Origin of the sequence: Chromohalobacter canadensis, assembly GCF_029544075.1 — a bacterium.
Classification (GTDB): Bacteria; Pseudomonadota; Gammaproteobacteria; order Pseudomonadales; family Halomonadaceae; genus Chromohalobacter; species Chromohalobacter canadensis_A.
This window is the reverse complement of sequence record NZ_JAJQJH010000022.1, coordinates 1-16941: the sequence shown is the minus strand read 5'-3', so window position 1 is coordinate 16941 and position 16941 is coordinate 1. Positions and strand designations below refer to the sequence as shown.

The following is a 16941-nucleotide window of genomic DNA, read 5'->3' as shown; positions in this document are numbered from 1 at the left end:
CAACGTGACCGTCCAAGAATGTGCTACCAGCATATACCCCTAGCCCCCCTGGCCCCCTATTAGACCTTGGTATTACCATTTTTTCTTTTTAATTCATTGAGTTACATCACTTTTTCGCGACAAAACGCAAGCGCTGTCGACAATATCGGCAATGGTAGTTCGTGCCTCGCTGTGCCAGCGAATGACGCCGCGCGGAAAATCGATGCTCAGTGGCGCAACCACAACGATAGCAATACGGCGCGGGACTGGCACGCGTGACATCGAAACGATGCGTGGTACGTGGCGGCAACCCGTAGAGCTTTTGCATGACGGTGCGCCATTCGTGGCCGTGCGGACGCGCCGGTGGCCCCTCGAGATGAAAGACTATCCAATGCGCCATTTCGTGCGGCACGACGTCTTCCATGAACGCCTGGCGATTCTCGCTCAGCAGGACCGGATTGAAGCGCAGGCCGCCACGGGCGAAGTGTGCCTGACCGGCGCCCTTGCCGCGTAGATCCAGCCATACCTTGGGGCGCGGCAGTGAGGGATGGACCTCGAGGGCGACCCGCCAGGCCGCTTCGACACGCGCGAGCAGCGCCTCGTGGAGGGCGGGCTCGTCGAGCGACACTAACCAATCGTTATCGGGAGAGGGCAAGGTGACAGACATCATGGGATGCTAGAATGCCGCGCAACGCGCCAGGCGTCCACCACTCACCGACCGCTCCCTGCAAGAGGCCCATCATGTCCGAGACGTCGCCCCCCATGCCACTGCTCGACGATACAGCGCTCGAGACCCTCGACGATTTCCTTGAATCCGATCAAGTCGACCCCGAAGCGCTCGACTTGATCGGCGCGCACGGTTTCCTCGTCGCCCTGGCGATCGCACCGATCGAAACACCGGCCACGACCTGGGTCGCCGAGCTATACCATGGCGAGCCGCAGTTCACCGACGCCGAGCAGCGCGAACTGATCCTCGGCCTCTGCGAGACGCTCAAGCAAAACGCCATCGATGCCCTTGAACATGGCCACCTGCCCGAACTGCCATTCGATCTTGAGCTCGGCGACATAGCACCGGAGGAAACGCCCATCGGCGATTGGTGTGCGGGCTTCATGGAAGGCGTGTTTCTCAATGAAGTCGTGTGGTTCGAGCACGACGAAGCCCGAGTCGCCGAGCTACTACTGCCCTTCATGGCCTTATCGGGACTATTCGACGACGAACCCGACATGCACGAGCTGATCGCCGACGGCACCCGCGCAGAGGCGCTCGTCAAGCAGCTCCCCGAACTGATCCTCGATCTCTATCTGCACTACCGCGTCCCCGAGGAAAAACCCAAGCCCACGCCGCGCAAGAAGAAGCCTGCCGGGCGGCCGGGGAGCAAGGGGCGCAGCTAGGCGTGTGCTCACCGCAGCCGCGTTATCCATCCGTTGAGGGTCCCGAAAATCCACTCACGGCAACGCTGAGTCCATGGACGATGGCGCCACTGATTCCAATGAATTTCTTCGCTGGCGGCGAAATTGCGCTCGAACAAGGCCGCCACGTCGTGGGCGAAACCGGCATCCTCGACTTCCTGGTTGGCCTCCAGGTTCCACTGCAGACTCCAGTGATCGAAATTGCACGAGCCGATCGATGCCCAATCATCGACCAGCACGAACTTAGCGTGAATGAAGGTCGGCTGAAACTCGTAGATGCGTACCCCGGCCCGCAGCAGTCGTGCGTAGAAACGCTGCCCAGCATAGCGAATGCCCGGATGGTCGTGGCGCGAGCCCGGCAGCAATAGCCGTACGTCGACGCCCAGACGCGCGGCGCGGATCAGGCGACGTCGCAGGCTGAAGGTCGGCACGAAATAAGGGGTGCACAGCCACAACCGCTCCTCGGCGGTGGCAATACGCTGATGCAGCGAATGTCGGATCGCCTGGTAACGATGCCCCCTTCCACTGATCACCCGTCCGCGCATGTCCTCCGTGAGGGGGGCAATGGCCCCCGGGGCCGGCCAGTGACGTGGCGCTGCCTTACGGCGTGTCAAGGGCGACTCCCAGAGCTGCGCGAACAAGCCGATCCAATCCGCGACGACCGGCCCCTCGATACGTACGGCGACTTCATACCACGCCTCAACGAAGGAATCGACGGCGCCGAAACCACCGGTAAAAGCCAGCTGCTCGTCGACGATCAGCAGTTTGCGATGATCACGCGACAGATTCTTGCCCAGCTGACGCCAGGCCAGCGGGTTGAAGAAACGTAGCGCCACGCCGGCCTCGCGCAAGCGCTCGCGGTCCGAATGCGCGAGTTTCATCGAACCATAGCCATCGAGCAGGACCAGCACCGTGACACCGCGCTCGGCCGCCGCGCACAAAGCATCGATCACTCGTGTGGCGAGCGCTCCCGATTCCATTAGATACAATTCGAGATAAAGCGTAGTGCGCGCTTCATCGATGGCTGTAAACAAGGCGGGGAGAAAACGTTTGCCTTCCGGCAACAAAGTAAAACGGTTGCCTACCTGCCAACGTCCGCGCATGGTGTCTCCTTGATTCGCCGCCTGCGCGGCGGCTTGGTCATGCGTGATTGACGCACGTTTACAGCGTTGCTGAAAAGCGCCGGCCTTGGGCCTACCCGGCCTGGCTGGCTATACTGCTTCATCGCGTTCCTTCAAGGCTAATGGATGGCTGTTCTACGCACGCTCCTCGCTCCCTTGCGCGCCCTGTGCCGCACGCTGCTCGGTCACTGGCTCGATTATCGTCATGTCGAAGCGCCACGGCCCGTGCTCGATGCCACGCGCCCCACACTTTACGTGCTGCCGCATCCCGCCTTCTCGGACAGATTGGCACTCGAACTGATGACCCGCCGCGAGGGCTTGCCCAGCGCCCGAGGCAGCGTCACGCTCGGCGAGACGCGCCTTCCCGCTTGTATCGCCCTGCCCCGACTCAGCCGTGGGCTGACAAAGGTACGCGGGCGGCACTCACCGCACCTCGACACCTTACTGGCACAGCTAGCCGACGAACCCGGGCGAGATATACAGCTAGTGCCGGTCAGCGTGTTCTGGGGGCGCGCCCCGGGCAAGGACTTCGGCTTCTGGAAACTGCTCGCGGCGGATAGCTGGCAGTGGAGCGGACGCCTGCGCCGACTCTTGTCGATGGCGATCAATGGCAAGCACGTGCAAGTGCATATCGGCGCACCGTTGCAACTACGCACGCTGGTCGAGACACGTCCGCTACCGGTCGCCCAGCGCAAGACGGCACGCGTGCTGCGCGTTCACTTTCGTCGTGTTCGCGCCCGCGTGCTGGGCCCCGACCTCTCGCACCGTAACACGCTGATCCGCGGCGTGGTCGACAGCCCACAAGTGCGTCAGGCGATCTCCGACGCGGCCACCGCCCGCGGCACCAGCCCCGAGCGTGAAACACGCCGCGCGCTGCGCTATGGCCGCGAGATTGCCTCCAACACCTCCTACCCGGTGTTGCGTTTCCTCTACCAACTGCTGCGCCGGCTCTGGAATCGTCTCTACGACGGCGTCACCGTCAACGGACTCGATGACGTCAAGGCGCTGGCCGGCGACCACGAATTGATCTACGTGCCCTGTCATCGCAGCCATATCGACTATCTGTTGTTGTCCTACGCACTATTTCGCGAGGGATTGATGCCGCCGCACATTGCGGCGGGGCGTAACCTCGACATGCCGGTGATCGGCGCACTGCTACGTCGCGGCGGGGCGTTCTTCCTGCGCCGCAGCTTTCGTGACAACCGTCTCTACGCGGCGGTGTTCAACGAATACGTGCATCGCCTGATCTCTCGCGGGCACCCACTCGAGTACTTCATCGAAGGTGGCCGCTCGCGCACCGGGCGAATGCTGGCGCCGCGCCCAGGTATGCTCGCCATGACCCTGCGTTCCTTCGCCCGCGACCCCCGCCGCGAGGTCGCCTTCGTTCCCGTCTACGTGGGATACGAGAAGGTGCTGGAAAGCGGTAGCTACCTCAAGGAGTTGCGTGGCGGGCACAAGAAGAAGGAGTCGCCCTTCGACCTGTTGCGCATCGTGCGTCGCCTGCGACAGTCATACGGGCATGTCACGGTCAATGTCGGCGAGCCGCTCATGCTCAGCGGCTTTCTCGACCGCCAGGTACCCGATTGGCGAGACAACCGCCGCCAAACACGCCCCGACTGGCTGAACCAGGCCGTGCCCGCGCTGGGCGCCAGCCTGGGCCAGCGCATCAACGCGGCAGCGGCCATCACGCCGGTTTCGCTGGTCGCCCTGGGGCTTCTGGCCAATTCGCACCATGCCATCGAGGCCGACCTGCTCGAGCGTCATATGCGCTTGCTAGTGGATTTGAGGCAGCATCTACCGGGCGGTGAGCGAATCACTCTGCCCGAAGGCGAGCCTCGGGACTGGATCGCCCATACCGCTCAATTGGAGTTCATCGAACGCCGCCAACAGGCACTCGGCGAACTCGTACTCGCCACGCCAGAACAGGCCACTTTATTGACGTGGTATCGCAACAACGTCTTGCACTTGTACATCGACATGGCACTGGTCGCCTTCGCGTATCGGCATAACGCACGCTTCAATACCGAGGAGCTGCTGACTCTCTTGGGGCCCGCGTGGCCGGTACTCGCGCATGAGTTTCACCTGCCCGTCGATGCCTTTTCGACGCGGCTGGAACGCGCCTTGGCGGCGCTCGCGTCAGAAGACCTGCTGATTGAGACCGATCACGGTTGGGAGCGCCCGGCGGGGCACCTGGCCAGCAGCGAGCATCTACGCCTGCTAGGTCGGCTGGTACAACCGACCCTGGAGCGCGGTTATCTGCTGTTGGCCGTGCTGCTGCGCGAGGGAAGCGGCACCCTGACCCGCGAGGCGCTGGAGGAGCAAAGCCGTCAGTTGGCTGAACGTCTGACGCTGCTCTCCGGGCTCAACGCGCCGGAGTTCTTCGACAAACGCCTGTTTAGCGGCTTGCTCGACACCCTCGAAGCACAAGGCTGGTTATGGCAGGAAAACGACAAACTATGTTATGACCGCTCGCTCGAAAACGCTCAACGGCGCGGGCAGGCGCTCTTCGACCCCAGCCTGCACCACCGCCTGACTCAGTTGGTACATCGCCGGTCATCGTAGTATCAGGTGCGTGAAAATTATCGTCACGCGGATTTCAGGCTGCGATGCACGTAGAGATCGTAGCGACTGGTCTTGCCCTCGAGCACGTGATCGGGTGCCGGGCCCTCAAGCGGCGGCGCGCGGCGGGGGCGCTTGACCACTACCCGGTGCGTAGCAACGTCCAGGGCAGCCTCCAGCAAACGTGACGCGTCGTCATCGTCACCGGCCAGTTCGCGGAAGACGCGCATCTCCTTCTTGACCAACGCGCTCTTGTCACGGTGTGGGAACATGGGGTCGAGATGCACCACCTGCGGCGCAACGTCGTGAAGCGCCACCAGCGTCGCCAGCTCACGCGCGGCATCGCCATTCGCCACCCGCATGCGCGCCACGATCTCGGCGGCCTCTTCATCCGCTCGGGCACGCCGCACGCCATCTTCGAGCAGGGCGTATATCGCCGCCACGCGCTCGATCAATAAAATCTCGGCGCCGAGACTCGCCAGCACGAAGGCATCACGCCCCAGCCCCGCCGTGGCATCGACGATGCTCGGCGTCACACCGTGCGCCAGTCCGCATGCTTTGGCGATCAGTTGCCCACGCCCACCGCCGAAGCGGCGCCGGTGCGCGACTTTGCCGGCGGTGAAGTCGACCCGAATCGGCGCACCGTAGCGCCGCGCCTCGCCCGATAGCGCCAATCCTTCAGGCGTCATCACCAATCGCAAGGCAGCGTTGGCGTCGCCCTCGGCTTGCCAAGGCAGCCCCAGCCGCGCGGCCAGGTCGCGCAATGGCTCGCCCATGGCGACGACGGATTCGCTCATGCAACCCACACCAACAGAACGATGCCCAGAATCAGACGGTAGATGACGAACGGCAGCATGCCGATGCGATCCAGCGCGGCGAGAAACAACTTGATGCACAGCCACGCCGCGACGAATGACATCAGCGTCCCCGCGATGATCGTGCCCCAGGCCACACCCTCGCCCGCTTCGACAAGCTCAATGCCCTTGAGCGAACCAGCGGCAAGAATCAGTGGGATCGACAACAAGAACGAGAAACGCGCGGCGGCCTGGCGGGTAAAGCCCAACAGCAAGGCGGCGGTAATGGTAATCCCCGACCGCGACGTCCCAGGTATCAATGCCAAAGCCTGGGCGAGCCCGATGATCAGCGCATTGCGCAGCGACATCGCGGTCAACGCATGGCGGCGACTACCGCGTACATCCGCCCACCACAGCAGCAAACCGAAGAGCAGCGTGGTGATCGCGATCACCAACGAGGCACGCAGGTACGACTCGATGACGTTTTCCAGCAAGAAACCGATGACCACGGCCGGCAGCGTCCCGATAATCACCGCCCAGCCCAGGCGGCTTTCCGGCGTTGCCGGCCCGCCGCGACACTGCGCCACCCAATCACGCACGATTCGAGTCACTTCACGATGAAAGACCAGCACCACCGCGGCGAGCGAGCCGACATGTACAGCCACATCGAAGGCCAATCCTTGATCGGGCCAGCCCAGCAACTGCGACGGGAGAATCAGGTGAGCGGATGACGAAATGGGCAGGAATTCGGTAAGGCCTTGAATGATGGCCAGCGCAACGACGTGCAACCAATCCATGAAATGTCCTTGAAGCAACGAAAAAATGACGCTGCGTACGAGCGTGCGAGCACGCCATTATTATTCTCGGGAGCTTAAGAAACGCTTAGGCGCGTTTCCACGCCACTTCATTGCGCAAATACACCGGGACCGCCTCGTCGGCGGCGGGACGCTCCCCCGCCTCCCAGGCCTGTGCCGCCAGTCGCACCATGTCTTCGGCGGCAGGCTGCGGCTCGCTCAGGCATTGGCCGAGCGCCGATTGCACCTCGACGGGCATACGCTCGCGTAAGGTCCAGCCCGAGCCGATGCCAACCCAGTCGACATCGTGAAAGGCCGCAGGCAGGCGCAACCGCTCCGGTATCAACACGGCTTCCTCCACGAGTGGCTCGAGCGTGCCGTCGTGGCAACGATAGGCAGCGGCGTATATCTCGTCCATGCGCGCGTCCATTGCCGCCACCACATAGCGCGCATGGAGACGCCGATGCGCAGCAAGCGCCAGGGCTTCCAAAGTAGATACGCCGATCAAGGGACACTCGAGTGCGAAAGCCAGCCCCTGCGCCGTCCCGGCAGCGATACGCAAGCCGGTGAACGAGCCCGGCCCACGACCGTAAGCCAACGCATCGAGATCGGAGAGACCGACGCCTGCCTCGGCCAGCACGTCATCGACCATCGGCATCAGCAGCTGGGTGTGTTGACGCGGGGCGTCACGATAACGGGAGATGACATGGCCATCGCGCCACAGGGCGCAAGAACAGGCGCTAGTAGAGGCATCCAGGGCCAACAGAGTAGGCATCGGCGATCATTGAGCAGCGGGTGAGCACGCACTATAAACGTGCCACCAGTCATTGGCAAAACGCCCGGCGCACCGCCCGATGCAATCTTGACGCAGGTCGTCATTGCGCGGCGCCAGGGACGCCGCGCGGTAGGAACAGATACTTATCCTTCGAGCGCTGTGAGCACCTGCTGGCGGATCGATTCGACGCTGCCGGTACCTTCCACACGGTGGTAGGTTGGCGCGCTTTGCGGGTCTTGCTGCGCCCATTCGCGGTAATACTTCACCAGCGGCTCGGTCTGTTCATGATAAACGGACAAGCGGTTGCGCACGGTCGATTCCTGATCGTCGTCGCGCAGCACGATTGCTTCCCCCGTCACGTCATCCTTACCCTCTTCCTTGGGCGGCTGGTACTCGACATGATAGACACGCCCCGAGCCCGGATGCACCCGGCGACCGGCCAGGCGCTTCACGATTTCTTCGTCATCCACGGCGACTTCCAACACATGGTCGAGCTTGACGTCGGCTTCCTTCATGGCATCGGCTTGGGGAATCGTGCGCGGGAAACCATCGAACAGGAAACCGTTGGCGCAATCCGGCTGGGCGATACGCTCCTTGACCAGCGAGATGATAATATCGTCAGACACCAGCCCGCCGCTGTTCATGATCTCCTTGACCTTGAGTCCCAGTTCACTTTCCTCCTTGACCGCCGCACGCAACATGTCACCGGTGGAGATCTGCGGAATGTCGAAATGCTCGCAGATGAATTGGGCCTGGGTGCCCTTGCCTGCGCCTGGGGCGCCCAACAAGATCAAACGCATCGATAGTGCTCCTTGAACGAGTCATCACATGTTCGTTATTAGCCATGGCATGCTCCATGAAGCACACGCCATCGCCGTGGGAATGGCCCATGACGATACCTGCACGACTCGAGCGGCACAAGCACGCCCGCCCTGGTCTCGTCCGGTTCCAAGCACCATAATTCGCCTTTTTTCATGGAGTTGCCTGAAGCGTTGTACTTTCGTCGCGCGCCTGACAGCCGGCTCCGTTTGTCGCGACATAAAAAAGCGGCCCCCGAGAGGGCCGCTTACGTCGCGTCGTGAACGCGCTTGGATCACATCAGCAGGCGACGAATATCACTCAGCGCCTGGGCCAGAAAGGCCGTGAAGCGAGCCGCGTCGGCGCCGTTGACTGCCCGGTGGTCGTAGGACAACGACAGCGGCATCATCAACCGCGGTGCGAACTCGGCGCCGTCCCACACCGGTTTCGTCTGCGCCTTGGAAACGCCGAGGATGGCGACTTCCGGGGCGTTGACGATGGGCGTGAAGGCAGTCCCGCCGATGGAGCCCAGGCTGGAGATGGTGAAGCAGCCACCGCTCATCTCCTCGCGCTTGAGCTTTTTCGATTGCGCCTTGCCGGCCAGCTCGACCGATTCCTTGGCCAGGTCGATCAATGATTTCTGGTCGGCGTTGCGGATCACCGGCACCATCAACCCGTCCGGCGTGTCCACGGCGATGCCGATGTGCACGTAGTGCTTCTGCACCAGCGTTTCGCCGTCGCTCTTCAGGCTGACGTTGAACTGCGGGAACTTCTGCAAGGCATAGGCGCAGGCCTTGATCATGAACGGCAGCGGCGTGAGCTTGGTGTCCTGCTTGGCGGCCTCGTCCTTCATCGACTTGCGGAAGGCTTCGAGCTCGGTAATATCCGCTTCGTCGAACTGGGTCACGTGCGGCACGTTGAGCCAGCTGCGATGCAGGTTGGCCGCACCGGCTTTCATCAGGCGACCCATGGGCTTTTCCTCGACCTCGCCGAACTGGCTGAAGTCGATGTCCGGCACCGCCGGGATACCCGCACCGCCACTCGGCGCCGCGCCCTTCTCGGCACCGCTGGAACGCTGCTGAAGGGCGTTCTTGACATAGCCCTGCACGTCTTCCTTCAGCACACGACTCTTGGGCCCGGTGGGCGTGACCTGGGCCAGGTCGACGCCCAGCTCGCGCGCCAGCATGCGCACCGCCGGACCGGCATGCACATGAGCACCTGCCGTTTTATCGTCGCCTTGCTTGTGACGCGCCTCGGGACTCGGCTCACCCATGGACTGCTTGGTAGACGGCGTCGACTTGGAAGCGCTAGACGTTTGCTGACTGGAGTCGGCCTTCTGGTCCGCTTTGCTAGCGTCGGTCTTCTTACCGGCATCGGTTTTCTTGGCCGGCTTCTTGCTACCAGCCACTTCTACATAGCCGATCAGGTCGCCCTCGGAGACGCTATCGCCTTCCTTGACCGAGACCTCGACCACCTTGCCCTTATAGGGGCTGGGCACGTCCATGGAGGCCTTGTCGGATTCCAGCGTGATCAGCGTGTCTTCCGCGTCGATCTCGTCGCCTTCGCTAATCGCCAATTCGATGATCGGCACGTTCTCGCTGCCACCGATATCCGGGACGCGGAGTTCCTTGCGGCCTCCCTCGTCGCCGCCTTCTTCGGTATCCTCGCCGGCGTCTTGATCCTCAGTGTCCGCGTCCGACTCGGCACTGTCAGAGTCGCCTTCCGCCGGCGCTTCGTCGGTATCGTCGTCTTCGTCGTCACCTTCGCCGGCGATCTCCATGCTGCCGATCAGGTCACCTTCGGAGACGCTGTCGCCCTCCTTGACCGCCAGCGAGACGAGCTTGCCACTGTAGGGGCTCGGCACGTCCATCGATGCCTTGTCGGATTCCAGCGTGATCAGCGAGTCTTCTGCGCTGACCTCATCGCCTTCACTGACCGGAACCTCGATGATTTCGACGCCTTCGCTGCCGCCGATATCCGGCACCTTGATCTCGACGGTGCGTTTGCCGCCACCGGTGGATTTCTTCTTCGGTGTCGCCTTTTCGGGCTCAGCCGTTTCCTGCTTCTCGGCGTTCTCGTCCTGTGACTGATCCTCGTCCTGCGAGGACGTGTCACCCGCATCGTCGCCACCGCCTTCCGCTTCGAGCTCGAGAATATCGTCGCCCTCGGAGACGCTGTCGCCTTCTTTGACCAGCACTTTGACGACCTTGCCGCCCTTGGGCGCAGGGACATCCATGCTGGCCTTGTCGGATTCCAGCGTGATCATGGTGTCCTCGGGCGCGATGACATCGCCCTCAGATACCGCCACCTCGATGATCTCGACGCCTTCGCTACCGCCGATATCGGGAACTTTGATGATTTCGCTACTCAAGGTCGCGCTCCTTTCCAATCTGGTGGCCTGATCGCTCCGGTCCTCGATACCGACCGGCTGACGCGACCAGACCAGGCAATCTGGCCATGGCCGCCACCACACTCAGGCGGTGGCGGCACCTTGATGGGACCTTTCGGTCCAAGACATCAACGGGGCTCAAGACACCAGCGGGCTGGGCTTGGCGGGGTCGATACCGTATTTCTTCATGGCATCATGGACGACCTTGGCGTCGATCTCACCGCGGTTGGCCAGCGCGCGCAGCGCCTGAATGGCGACGTAGTAGCGGTCGACTTCGAAGAAACGACGCAGCGCTTCACGCGTGTCGGAACGCCCGAAACCATCGGTCCCCAGCACGTGGAAGTCACTCGGTACCCAAGCACGAATCTGATCAGCGTAGAGCTTCATGTAGTCGGTCGAGGCGATGACCGGCCCCTCGACATCTTTCAGCTGCTGTGACACCCACGGCTGCTCACGCTTTTCATCGTAGTCGAGGAACTGCAGCCGGTCGTACTCGAGCGCTTCGCGACGCAGTTCGTTGAAGCTGGTCACACTCCACACATCGGCGACGACGTCGTGCTCTTCCGCCAGCATCTCGGCGGCGGCTTCGACTTCGCGCAGGATCGTCCCGCTACCCATGAGCTGCACGCGTGGTTGCTTCTTGCGCCCGTCCTTCTTGCCTTCCTGAAGCAGATACATGCCGCGAACGATGCCTTCCTCGCTACCCTTCGGCATCTCCGGGTGCGGGTAGTTCTCGTTCATCACAGTCAGATAGTAGAAGCAGTTTTCCTTGTCCTGGAACATGCGCTTCAGGCCATCTTGCAGGATCACCGCGACCTCGTGGCCATAGCACGGGTCGTAGGCACGGCACGACGGCACGGTCGACATCAAGATATGGCTGTGGCCGTCCTGGTGCTGCAGGCCCTCGCCATTGATGGTCGTACGTCCAGCAGTGCCGCCGATCATGAAACCACGCGCCTGCAGGTCGCCAGCGGCCCAGACCAGATCACCGACGCGCTGAAAGCCGAACATCGAGTAATAAACGTAGAACGGAATCAGCGGTAGATGGTGGTTGGCATACGCCGTCGCCGCCGCGATCCACGCGGAGATGGAACCGGCTTCGGTGATGCCTTCCTCAAGGATCTGGCCCTTCTGGTCCTCCCGGTAGTACATGATCTGGCCGGCATCCGTCGGCTCGTATTTCTGGCCTTCGGCGGCGTAGATGCCGAGCTGACGGAACATGCCTTCCATCCCGAACGTGCGCGCCTCGTCGGGAATGATCGGCACTACACGCGAGCCGAGCTGCTTGTTCTTGACCAAGCCATTGAGCACGCGCACGAAGGACATCGTGCTGGAGACTTCGCGGTCGCCGGAGCCCTTGAGCTGGCTAGCGAACATCTTATCGTCGAGTCCGGGGATCTCGAGTGCCTCGAAGTCGTTCTTGCGCGCCGGCAAGAAGCCGCCGAGCTTTTCACGCTGGAGATGCAGATACTTCATCTCCGGAGTGTCGTCGTCAGGCTTGTAGTACGGGATGTCACCGCTTTCGATCTGCTCATCAGAGATCGGCACGCCGAAACGATCGCGAAACGTCTTGAGAGCTTCGGTATCCATCGACTTGATCTGGTGAGCTTCCATGTCGGCTTCGCCACTGCCGCCGCCCATGCCATAGCCCTTGACGGTATGCGCCAAGATTACGGTGGGACGATTGTCGGCGTTGTTGACCGCTTCATGGTAGGCCGCGTAGACCTTCTGCGGATCGTGACCGCCACGATTGAGACGGAAGATCTGCTCGTCGGAGTAGTCCTTGACCATCTCCGCCGTTTCATCGTATTTGCCGAAGAAATGCTCGCGGGTGTACTTACCGCCCTGGGCTTTGTAGTTTTGGTACTCGCCGTCGACCGCCTCGTCCATGCGCTTTTGCAGCATGCCCTTGGTGTCCTGTTCGAACAGCGGGTCCCACTGACCGCCCCAGACGACCTTGATCACGTTCCAACCAGCACCGCGGAAGACACCTTCGAGCTCATCGATGACGCGCGAGTTGCCGCGTACCGGCCCGTCGAGACGCTGCAAGTTGCAGTTGATGACGAAGATCAGGTTATCGAGCTTCTCGCGGCTGGCCAAATGCAGCGCACCCAGCGATTCCGGCTCATCGCACTCACCGTCACCGAGGAAGGCCCAGACCTTACGGTCCTTCATATCTTCGAGCTCACGCGAATGCAGGTACTTCATCACGTGGGCCTGATAAATCGCCTGGATCGGCCCCAATCCCATGGAGACGGTCGGGAACTGCCAGTAATCCGGCATCAGGTACGGGTGCGGATAGGACGGCAGCGCTTCGCCATCGACTTCCTGGCGGAAGTTATCCATCTGCTCCTGCGTCAGACGGCCTTCCAGGAACGAACGCGCATAGATGCCCGGCGTGACGTGCCCCTGGATATATAGCAGGTCGCCCTTATGGTCGCCATTGTCTGCGCGGAAGAAGTGGTTGAAACCCACTTCGTACAAGGTCGCACTGGACTGATAACTGGCGATATGACCGCCCAGGCCCTTGTGCTTCTTGTTGGCGCGTAGCACCTGCACCATCGCGTTCCAGCGGATGGCCGAGCGAATCTTGCGCTCGATGAACATGTCGCCGGGCATCTTAGCTTCACGATGCACCGGAATGGTATTGCGATGCGGCGTGGTCCCGGAAAAGGGGGGTGAAGAGCCATCGCGACGCAGACGATCCGCCAAGCGGCTCATGATATACCGAGCGCGCTCTTCGCCCTCATGCTCGATGACCGAGGCCAAGGAATCCAGCCATTCCGTGGTTTCGATCGGATCGAGATCGTTTCTTGCCTCCAGACTCATAGACGTCTCTCCGAATGAAGATTGTATGTCGGTCATGGCCCGTCTACGCATCGCGATGGGGCCTGTGGCGCTCTTCAGTGCGGGCGCGACCTTCTTTGGGTCGTGTCTCCGAGAAAACTTTCTGTAACTTCCTTACAGCGGGGCGTGCAAGACGCACGAATTCAGGGCACGACGATACCGCAAACGCCGTCTGCTGCCAATTCGATAGGCCGCAAGCGACTTGCAAAATACTTATTGACCATGCCCGCTTAGGAGATATCGCAGGGGTACAACAAAGTCTTACACGATGTAGTGAATTTACACGCATGCAGTTCAGCAGGACGCTGGGTCCACCGCCTCCTCTAGACAACGACGAAAATAGGCCCAGTCAAAGGCCGGGCCGGGGTCGGTCTTGCGCAACGGCGCAATATGCGCGTGACTGGTCATCCGCTCGACACTCAAGGCAGGATATTGTGCTCGCAAGGCAGTAAATACGCGCACCAGACAGCGATACTGTGCATCGCGATAGGCATGAATATCGTCGCCTTCCAGCTCGATACCGATACTGAAGTCGTTGAGTTCACGGCGCTCACGCTGGCCATCCCACCAGCGCGAGCGACCGGCATGCCAGGCGCGCCGGTCGAACCCCACGAACTGCACCGCTTCGCCGTCGCGACGAATCAGTACATGGGCCGAGACCCGCAAGGCGTGAATCGTGGCAAAGTAGGGATGCGCGACGGGGTCGAGACGATTAGTGAACAAACGCTCGATGGCCTCACCACCAAAGTCCCCCGGCGGCAGACTGATTGCATGCAGCACCAATGCCGACACCTCCCCCTCGGGGCGTGCGTTATGATTGGGGGAGACAACGTGTCGCGCAGTGGTGAGCCAATGATTGTCGACCTGCATGCCTGCTCCTATCTTTTCGGGACGTACTTCTCGAAACGTACTTCTCACGACATACTTTGCGGGACGCGCCCGGATGACCAGCATACCCCTGACCGAATCGCCATGATCCCGATATAATGTCCCTATTGTCGCATATCAAAGGAAGGCGCCCGACATGCAATATCGCGAAGCTCTCGCGGAGGATATCCGCACCAGTGCCGCCCGCCTGCTGGCCGAAGACGTCGGCCCCGGCGACATCACCGCGCAGCTGATCCCCGCCAAACAATGGGCCTGGGCACGCGTCGTGGCTCGCGAGGAAGCGGTGCTGTGCGGAGTGGCATGGGTCGACGAGCTTTATCGGCGCCTCGATCCGAGCGTCAAGCTCCATTGGCATGCCGCCGATGGCGATGCGCTAGCTCCCGAGGAGACCTTTCTCGAACTGGAAGGCCCCGCCCGCAGTCTGATGACCGGTGAGCGCGCAGCCCTGAACCTGCTGCAGACACTCTCGGGTACGGCAACGCGCACGCGCGATTACAGGGCACGAGTAGCCGACACCGGCGTGGCACTGCTGGATACTCGCAAGACCCTACCCGGCCTGCGCTTGGCGCAGAAATATGCCGTCACCTGTGGCGGCGGCCACAACCACCGCCTCGGGCTACACGACGCCTTCCTGATCAAGGAAAACCATATCGCCGCCTGCGGCGGCATTGCTAAAGCCGTCACCGCCGCGCGCCGTATCGCCAGTGACCTGCCGGTAGAAGTAGAAGTAGAAACGCTCGACGAGCTCGACGCCGCACTCTCCGCAGGCGCGGACACCATCATGCTCGACAACTTCGATCTCGAGACGCTGCGCGAGGCGGTCACACGCACGGCCGGGCGCAGCCGCCTGGAAGCCTCCGGCAATGTCAGCGAGGCAACCCTGCGCGATATCGCCGACACCGGAGTCGACTGCATCTCCATCGGTGCGTTGACCAAGGACGTCAAAGCCGTCGACCTATCGATGCGCGTCGTGCGTACCGAAACGCTGTGACGATACTCACGCGGCCGTTGCCACTGTTCAGCAGCCGAGCGCCAGTCAGCGGCCGAACGCCAGCATCCGTTCCAGGGGTTTGAGAGCTCGCTGACGCAACGCCGCCTCGATGTGAATCTCGCCACCGCCTTCGCTGAGGGCGCGCTCAAGGCGATCCAGGTCATTCATTGCCATCCACGGGCAGTGCGCGCAACTCCGACAAGTCGCGCCGTTGCCCGCCGTGGGCGCCTCGAGCAGCGTCTTGTCCGGCACCGCCTGCTGCATCTTGTAGAAAATACCGCGGTCGGTGGCCACGATCAGGCGTTGCTGGTCGAGTTCGCGCGCGGCCTTGATCAACTGCGAGGTCGAACCCACCACGTCGGCCAGTTCGACCACCCCCATCGGCGACTCGGGGTGCACCAGCAAGGCAGCGTCGGGATAAACCTTCTTGAGATCCAGCACGCCCTGGGCCTTGAACTCCTCGTGCACGATGCAGGCGCCATCCCAGAGCAGCATGTCGGCACCAGTACGCTCGCGGATATAGCGCCCCAGGTGCTTATCCGGCGCCCACAGGATCTTTTCACCGCGGGCCTGGAGGTGCTCGATCACCTCGATCGCGATCGATGAAGTCACCACCCAATCCGCGCGCGCCTTGACCGCCGCCGAGGTATTGGCATAAACCACGACCGTGCGGTCGGGATGCGCATCGCAGAAGGCCGCGAACTCATCCGCCGGACAGCCCTCGTCCAGCGAGCAAGTCGCTTCCAGCGTGGGCATCAACACGTGCTTTTCGGGGGACAGGATCTTGGCGGTCTCGCCCATGAAGCGGACCCCTGCCACCACCAAGGTCGTGGCCGAGTGCCGGGCGCCGAAGCGCGCCATCTCCAGGGAATCAGCCACACAACCGCCGCTTTCCTCGGCCAGTTGCTGAATGGCATCGTCGGTGTAGTAATGCGCCACCAAGGTGGCATTACGCTCGCTCAGCAAACGCTTGATCGTTTCGGTTTGCGCACGTGCCTGTTCAGTCGTCGCGTCCGGGCAGTACGCACGGACCAGCGACGAGGCTGCCTCAGGCGCTTTCGGTGTCATGATCGTCATCGTGTCTACCACTGTGACTGGCAGGGGATCCCCCTGCATAACGAGAAGCGTCGCGCCGCGATCTCTTCGCGGACACATCGCACCCGATGTCATGATACTGCCCGTCGACGCAGGCATGCCAGCATCATGCTCGCACGAATATCGTCACCGCCGCATAGCGCCCAGAACGCAAAAACCCCGCCTCATGCGAGACGGGGTTGAATGCTGGTGGGTCGTGTAGGATTCGAACCTACGACCAATTGGTTAAAAGCCAACTGCTCTACCACTGAGCTAACGACCCATAATCTGTCCATTCAGACAGTTGTCGGCGGCAATGGTGGGTCGTGTAGGATTCGAACCTACGACCAATTGGTTAAAAGCCAACTGCTCTACCACTGAGCTAACGACCCGCCGCCGGGTCTTCGAAACGTATCATCGCACCACGCCATTCAATGACGCTTGCCAATGGTGGGTCGTGTAGGATTCGAACCTACGACCAATTGGTTAAAAGCCAACTGCTCTACCACTGAGCTAACGACC

Annotated in this window: 13 protein-coding genes and 2 tRNA genes; 3 read left to right on the top strand and 12 right to left on the bottom strand. The window is 61.8% G+C overall.

Going from position 1 to position 16941, the window contains the following annotated elements:
• Positions 1–106 precede the first annotated feature (106 nt).
• The gene (locus LUN51_RS17005) at positions 107–649 is read right to left on the bottom strand and encodes a SprT-like domain-containing protein (RefSeq protein ID WP_277812180.1); all 543 of its coding nucleotides are present in this window, start codon (positions 647–649) and stop codon (positions 107–109) included.
• Positions 650–720: 71 nt separating this feature from the next.
• On the opposite strand from LUN51_RS17005, the gene LUN51_RS17000 reads away from it, so the two are divergent.
• Positions 721–1371 carry a YecA family protein gene (locus LUN51_RS17000; protein ID WP_277812179.1) on the top strand — a complete coding sequence of 217 codons (651 nt, stop codon included), beginning with the start codon at positions 721–723 and terminating at the stop codon, positions 1369–1371.
• Positions 1372–1379: 8 nt separating this feature from the next.
• Here LUN51_RS17000 and LUN51_RS16995 read toward each other — a convergent pair whose 3' ends face one another.
• Complete coding sequence (locus LUN51_RS16995) at positions 1380–2492, bottom strand: phospholipase D-like domain-containing protein (protein ID WP_277812178.1); 1113 nt, start codon at positions 2490–2492, stop codon at positions 1380–1382.
• Between the two features lie 144 nt (positions 2493–2636).
• Here LUN51_RS16995 and plsB point away from each other — a divergent pair, with 144 nt between their 5' ends.
• The gene (plsB, locus tag LUN51_RS16990; RefSeq protein ID WP_277812177.1) at positions 2637–5072 is read left to right on the top strand and encodes a glycerol-3-phosphate 1-O-acyltransferase PlsB; all 2436 of its coding nucleotides are present in this window, start codon (positions 2637–2639) and stop codon (positions 5070–5072) included.
• A gap of 23 nt (positions 5073–5095) precedes the next feature.
• Here plsB and LUN51_RS16985 read toward each other — a convergent pair whose 3' ends face one another.
• From LUN51_RS16985 to ampD, 7 genes are all read right to left on the bottom strand, one after another.
• Complete coding sequence (locus LUN51_RS16985) at positions 5096–5866, bottom strand: class I SAM-dependent methyltransferase (RefSeq protein WP_246921473.1); 771 nt, start codon at positions 5864–5866, stop codon at positions 5096–5098.
• Entirely contained in the window at positions 5863–6660 is a 798-nt protein-coding gene (locus LUN51_RS16980; protein ID WP_075370337.1) for an undecaprenyl-diphosphate phosphatase, read from the bottom strand. The genes LUN51_RS16985 and LUN51_RS16980 overlap by 4 nt, the downstream gene beginning before the upstream one ends.
• A gap of 85 nt (positions 6661–6745) precedes the next feature.
• Positions 6746–7432, bottom strand: coding sequence for a tRNA (adenosine(37)-N6)-threonylcarbamoyltransferase complex dimerization subunit type 1 TsaB (tsaB, locus tag LUN51_RS16975; protein ID WP_040244583.1), 687 nt, complete (start codon positions 7430–7432; stop codon positions 6746–6748).
• Between the two features lie 143 nt (positions 7433–7575).
• Positions 7576–8232, bottom strand: coding sequence for an adenylate kinase (gene adk, locus LUN51_RS16970; protein ID WP_277812176.1), 657 nt, complete (start codon positions 8230–8232; stop codon positions 7576–7578).
• Positions 8233–8525: 293 nt separating this feature from the next.
• Complete coding sequence (gene aceF / locus LUN51_RS16965; RefSeq protein WP_277812175.1) at positions 8526–10601, bottom strand: dihydrolipoyllysine-residue acetyltransferase; 2076 nt, start codon at positions 10599–10601, stop codon at positions 8526–8528.
• 156 nt (positions 10602–10757) lie between these two features.
• Entirely contained in the window at positions 10758–13448 is a 2691-nt protein-coding gene (aceE, locus tag LUN51_RS16960) for a pyruvate dehydrogenase (acetyl-transferring), homodimeric type (RefSeq protein WP_277812174.1), read from the bottom strand.
• Positions 13449–13760: 312 nt separating this feature from the next.
• Positions 13761–14336, bottom strand: coding sequence for a 1,6-anhydro-N-acetylmuramyl-L-alanine amidase AmpD (gene ampD / locus LUN51_RS16955; RefSeq protein WP_246895399.1), 576 nt, complete (start codon positions 14334–14336; stop codon positions 13761–13763).
• A gap of 154 nt (positions 14337–14490) precedes the next feature.
• Between ampD and nadC the strand changes: the two genes are divergently transcribed.
• Positions 14491–15345 carry a carboxylating nicotinate-nucleotide diphosphorylase gene (gene nadC, locus LUN51_RS16950; protein ID WP_277812173.1) on the top strand — a complete coding sequence of 285 codons (855 nt, stop codon included), beginning with the start codon at positions 14491–14493 and terminating at the stop codon, positions 15343–15345.
• 45 nt (positions 15346–15390) lie between these two features.
• On the opposite strand, the gene nadA is transcribed toward nadC, so the two are convergent.
• The 3 genes from nadA to LUN51_RS16935 form a co-directional block, all read right to left on the bottom strand.
• Complete coding sequence (nadA, locus tag LUN51_RS16945) at positions 15391–16422, bottom strand: quinolinate synthase NadA (RefSeq protein ID WP_040244595.1); 1032 nt, start codon at positions 16420–16422, stop codon at positions 15391–15393.
• Between the two features lie 205 nt (positions 16423–16627).
• Positions 16628–16702, bottom strand: a tRNA-Lys gene (locus LUN51_RS16940).
• 34 nt (positions 16703–16736) lie between these two features.
• Positions 16737–16811: transfer RNA gene (locus LUN51_RS16935), tRNA-Lys, on the bottom strand.
• Positions 16812–16941 lie beyond the last annotated feature (130 nt).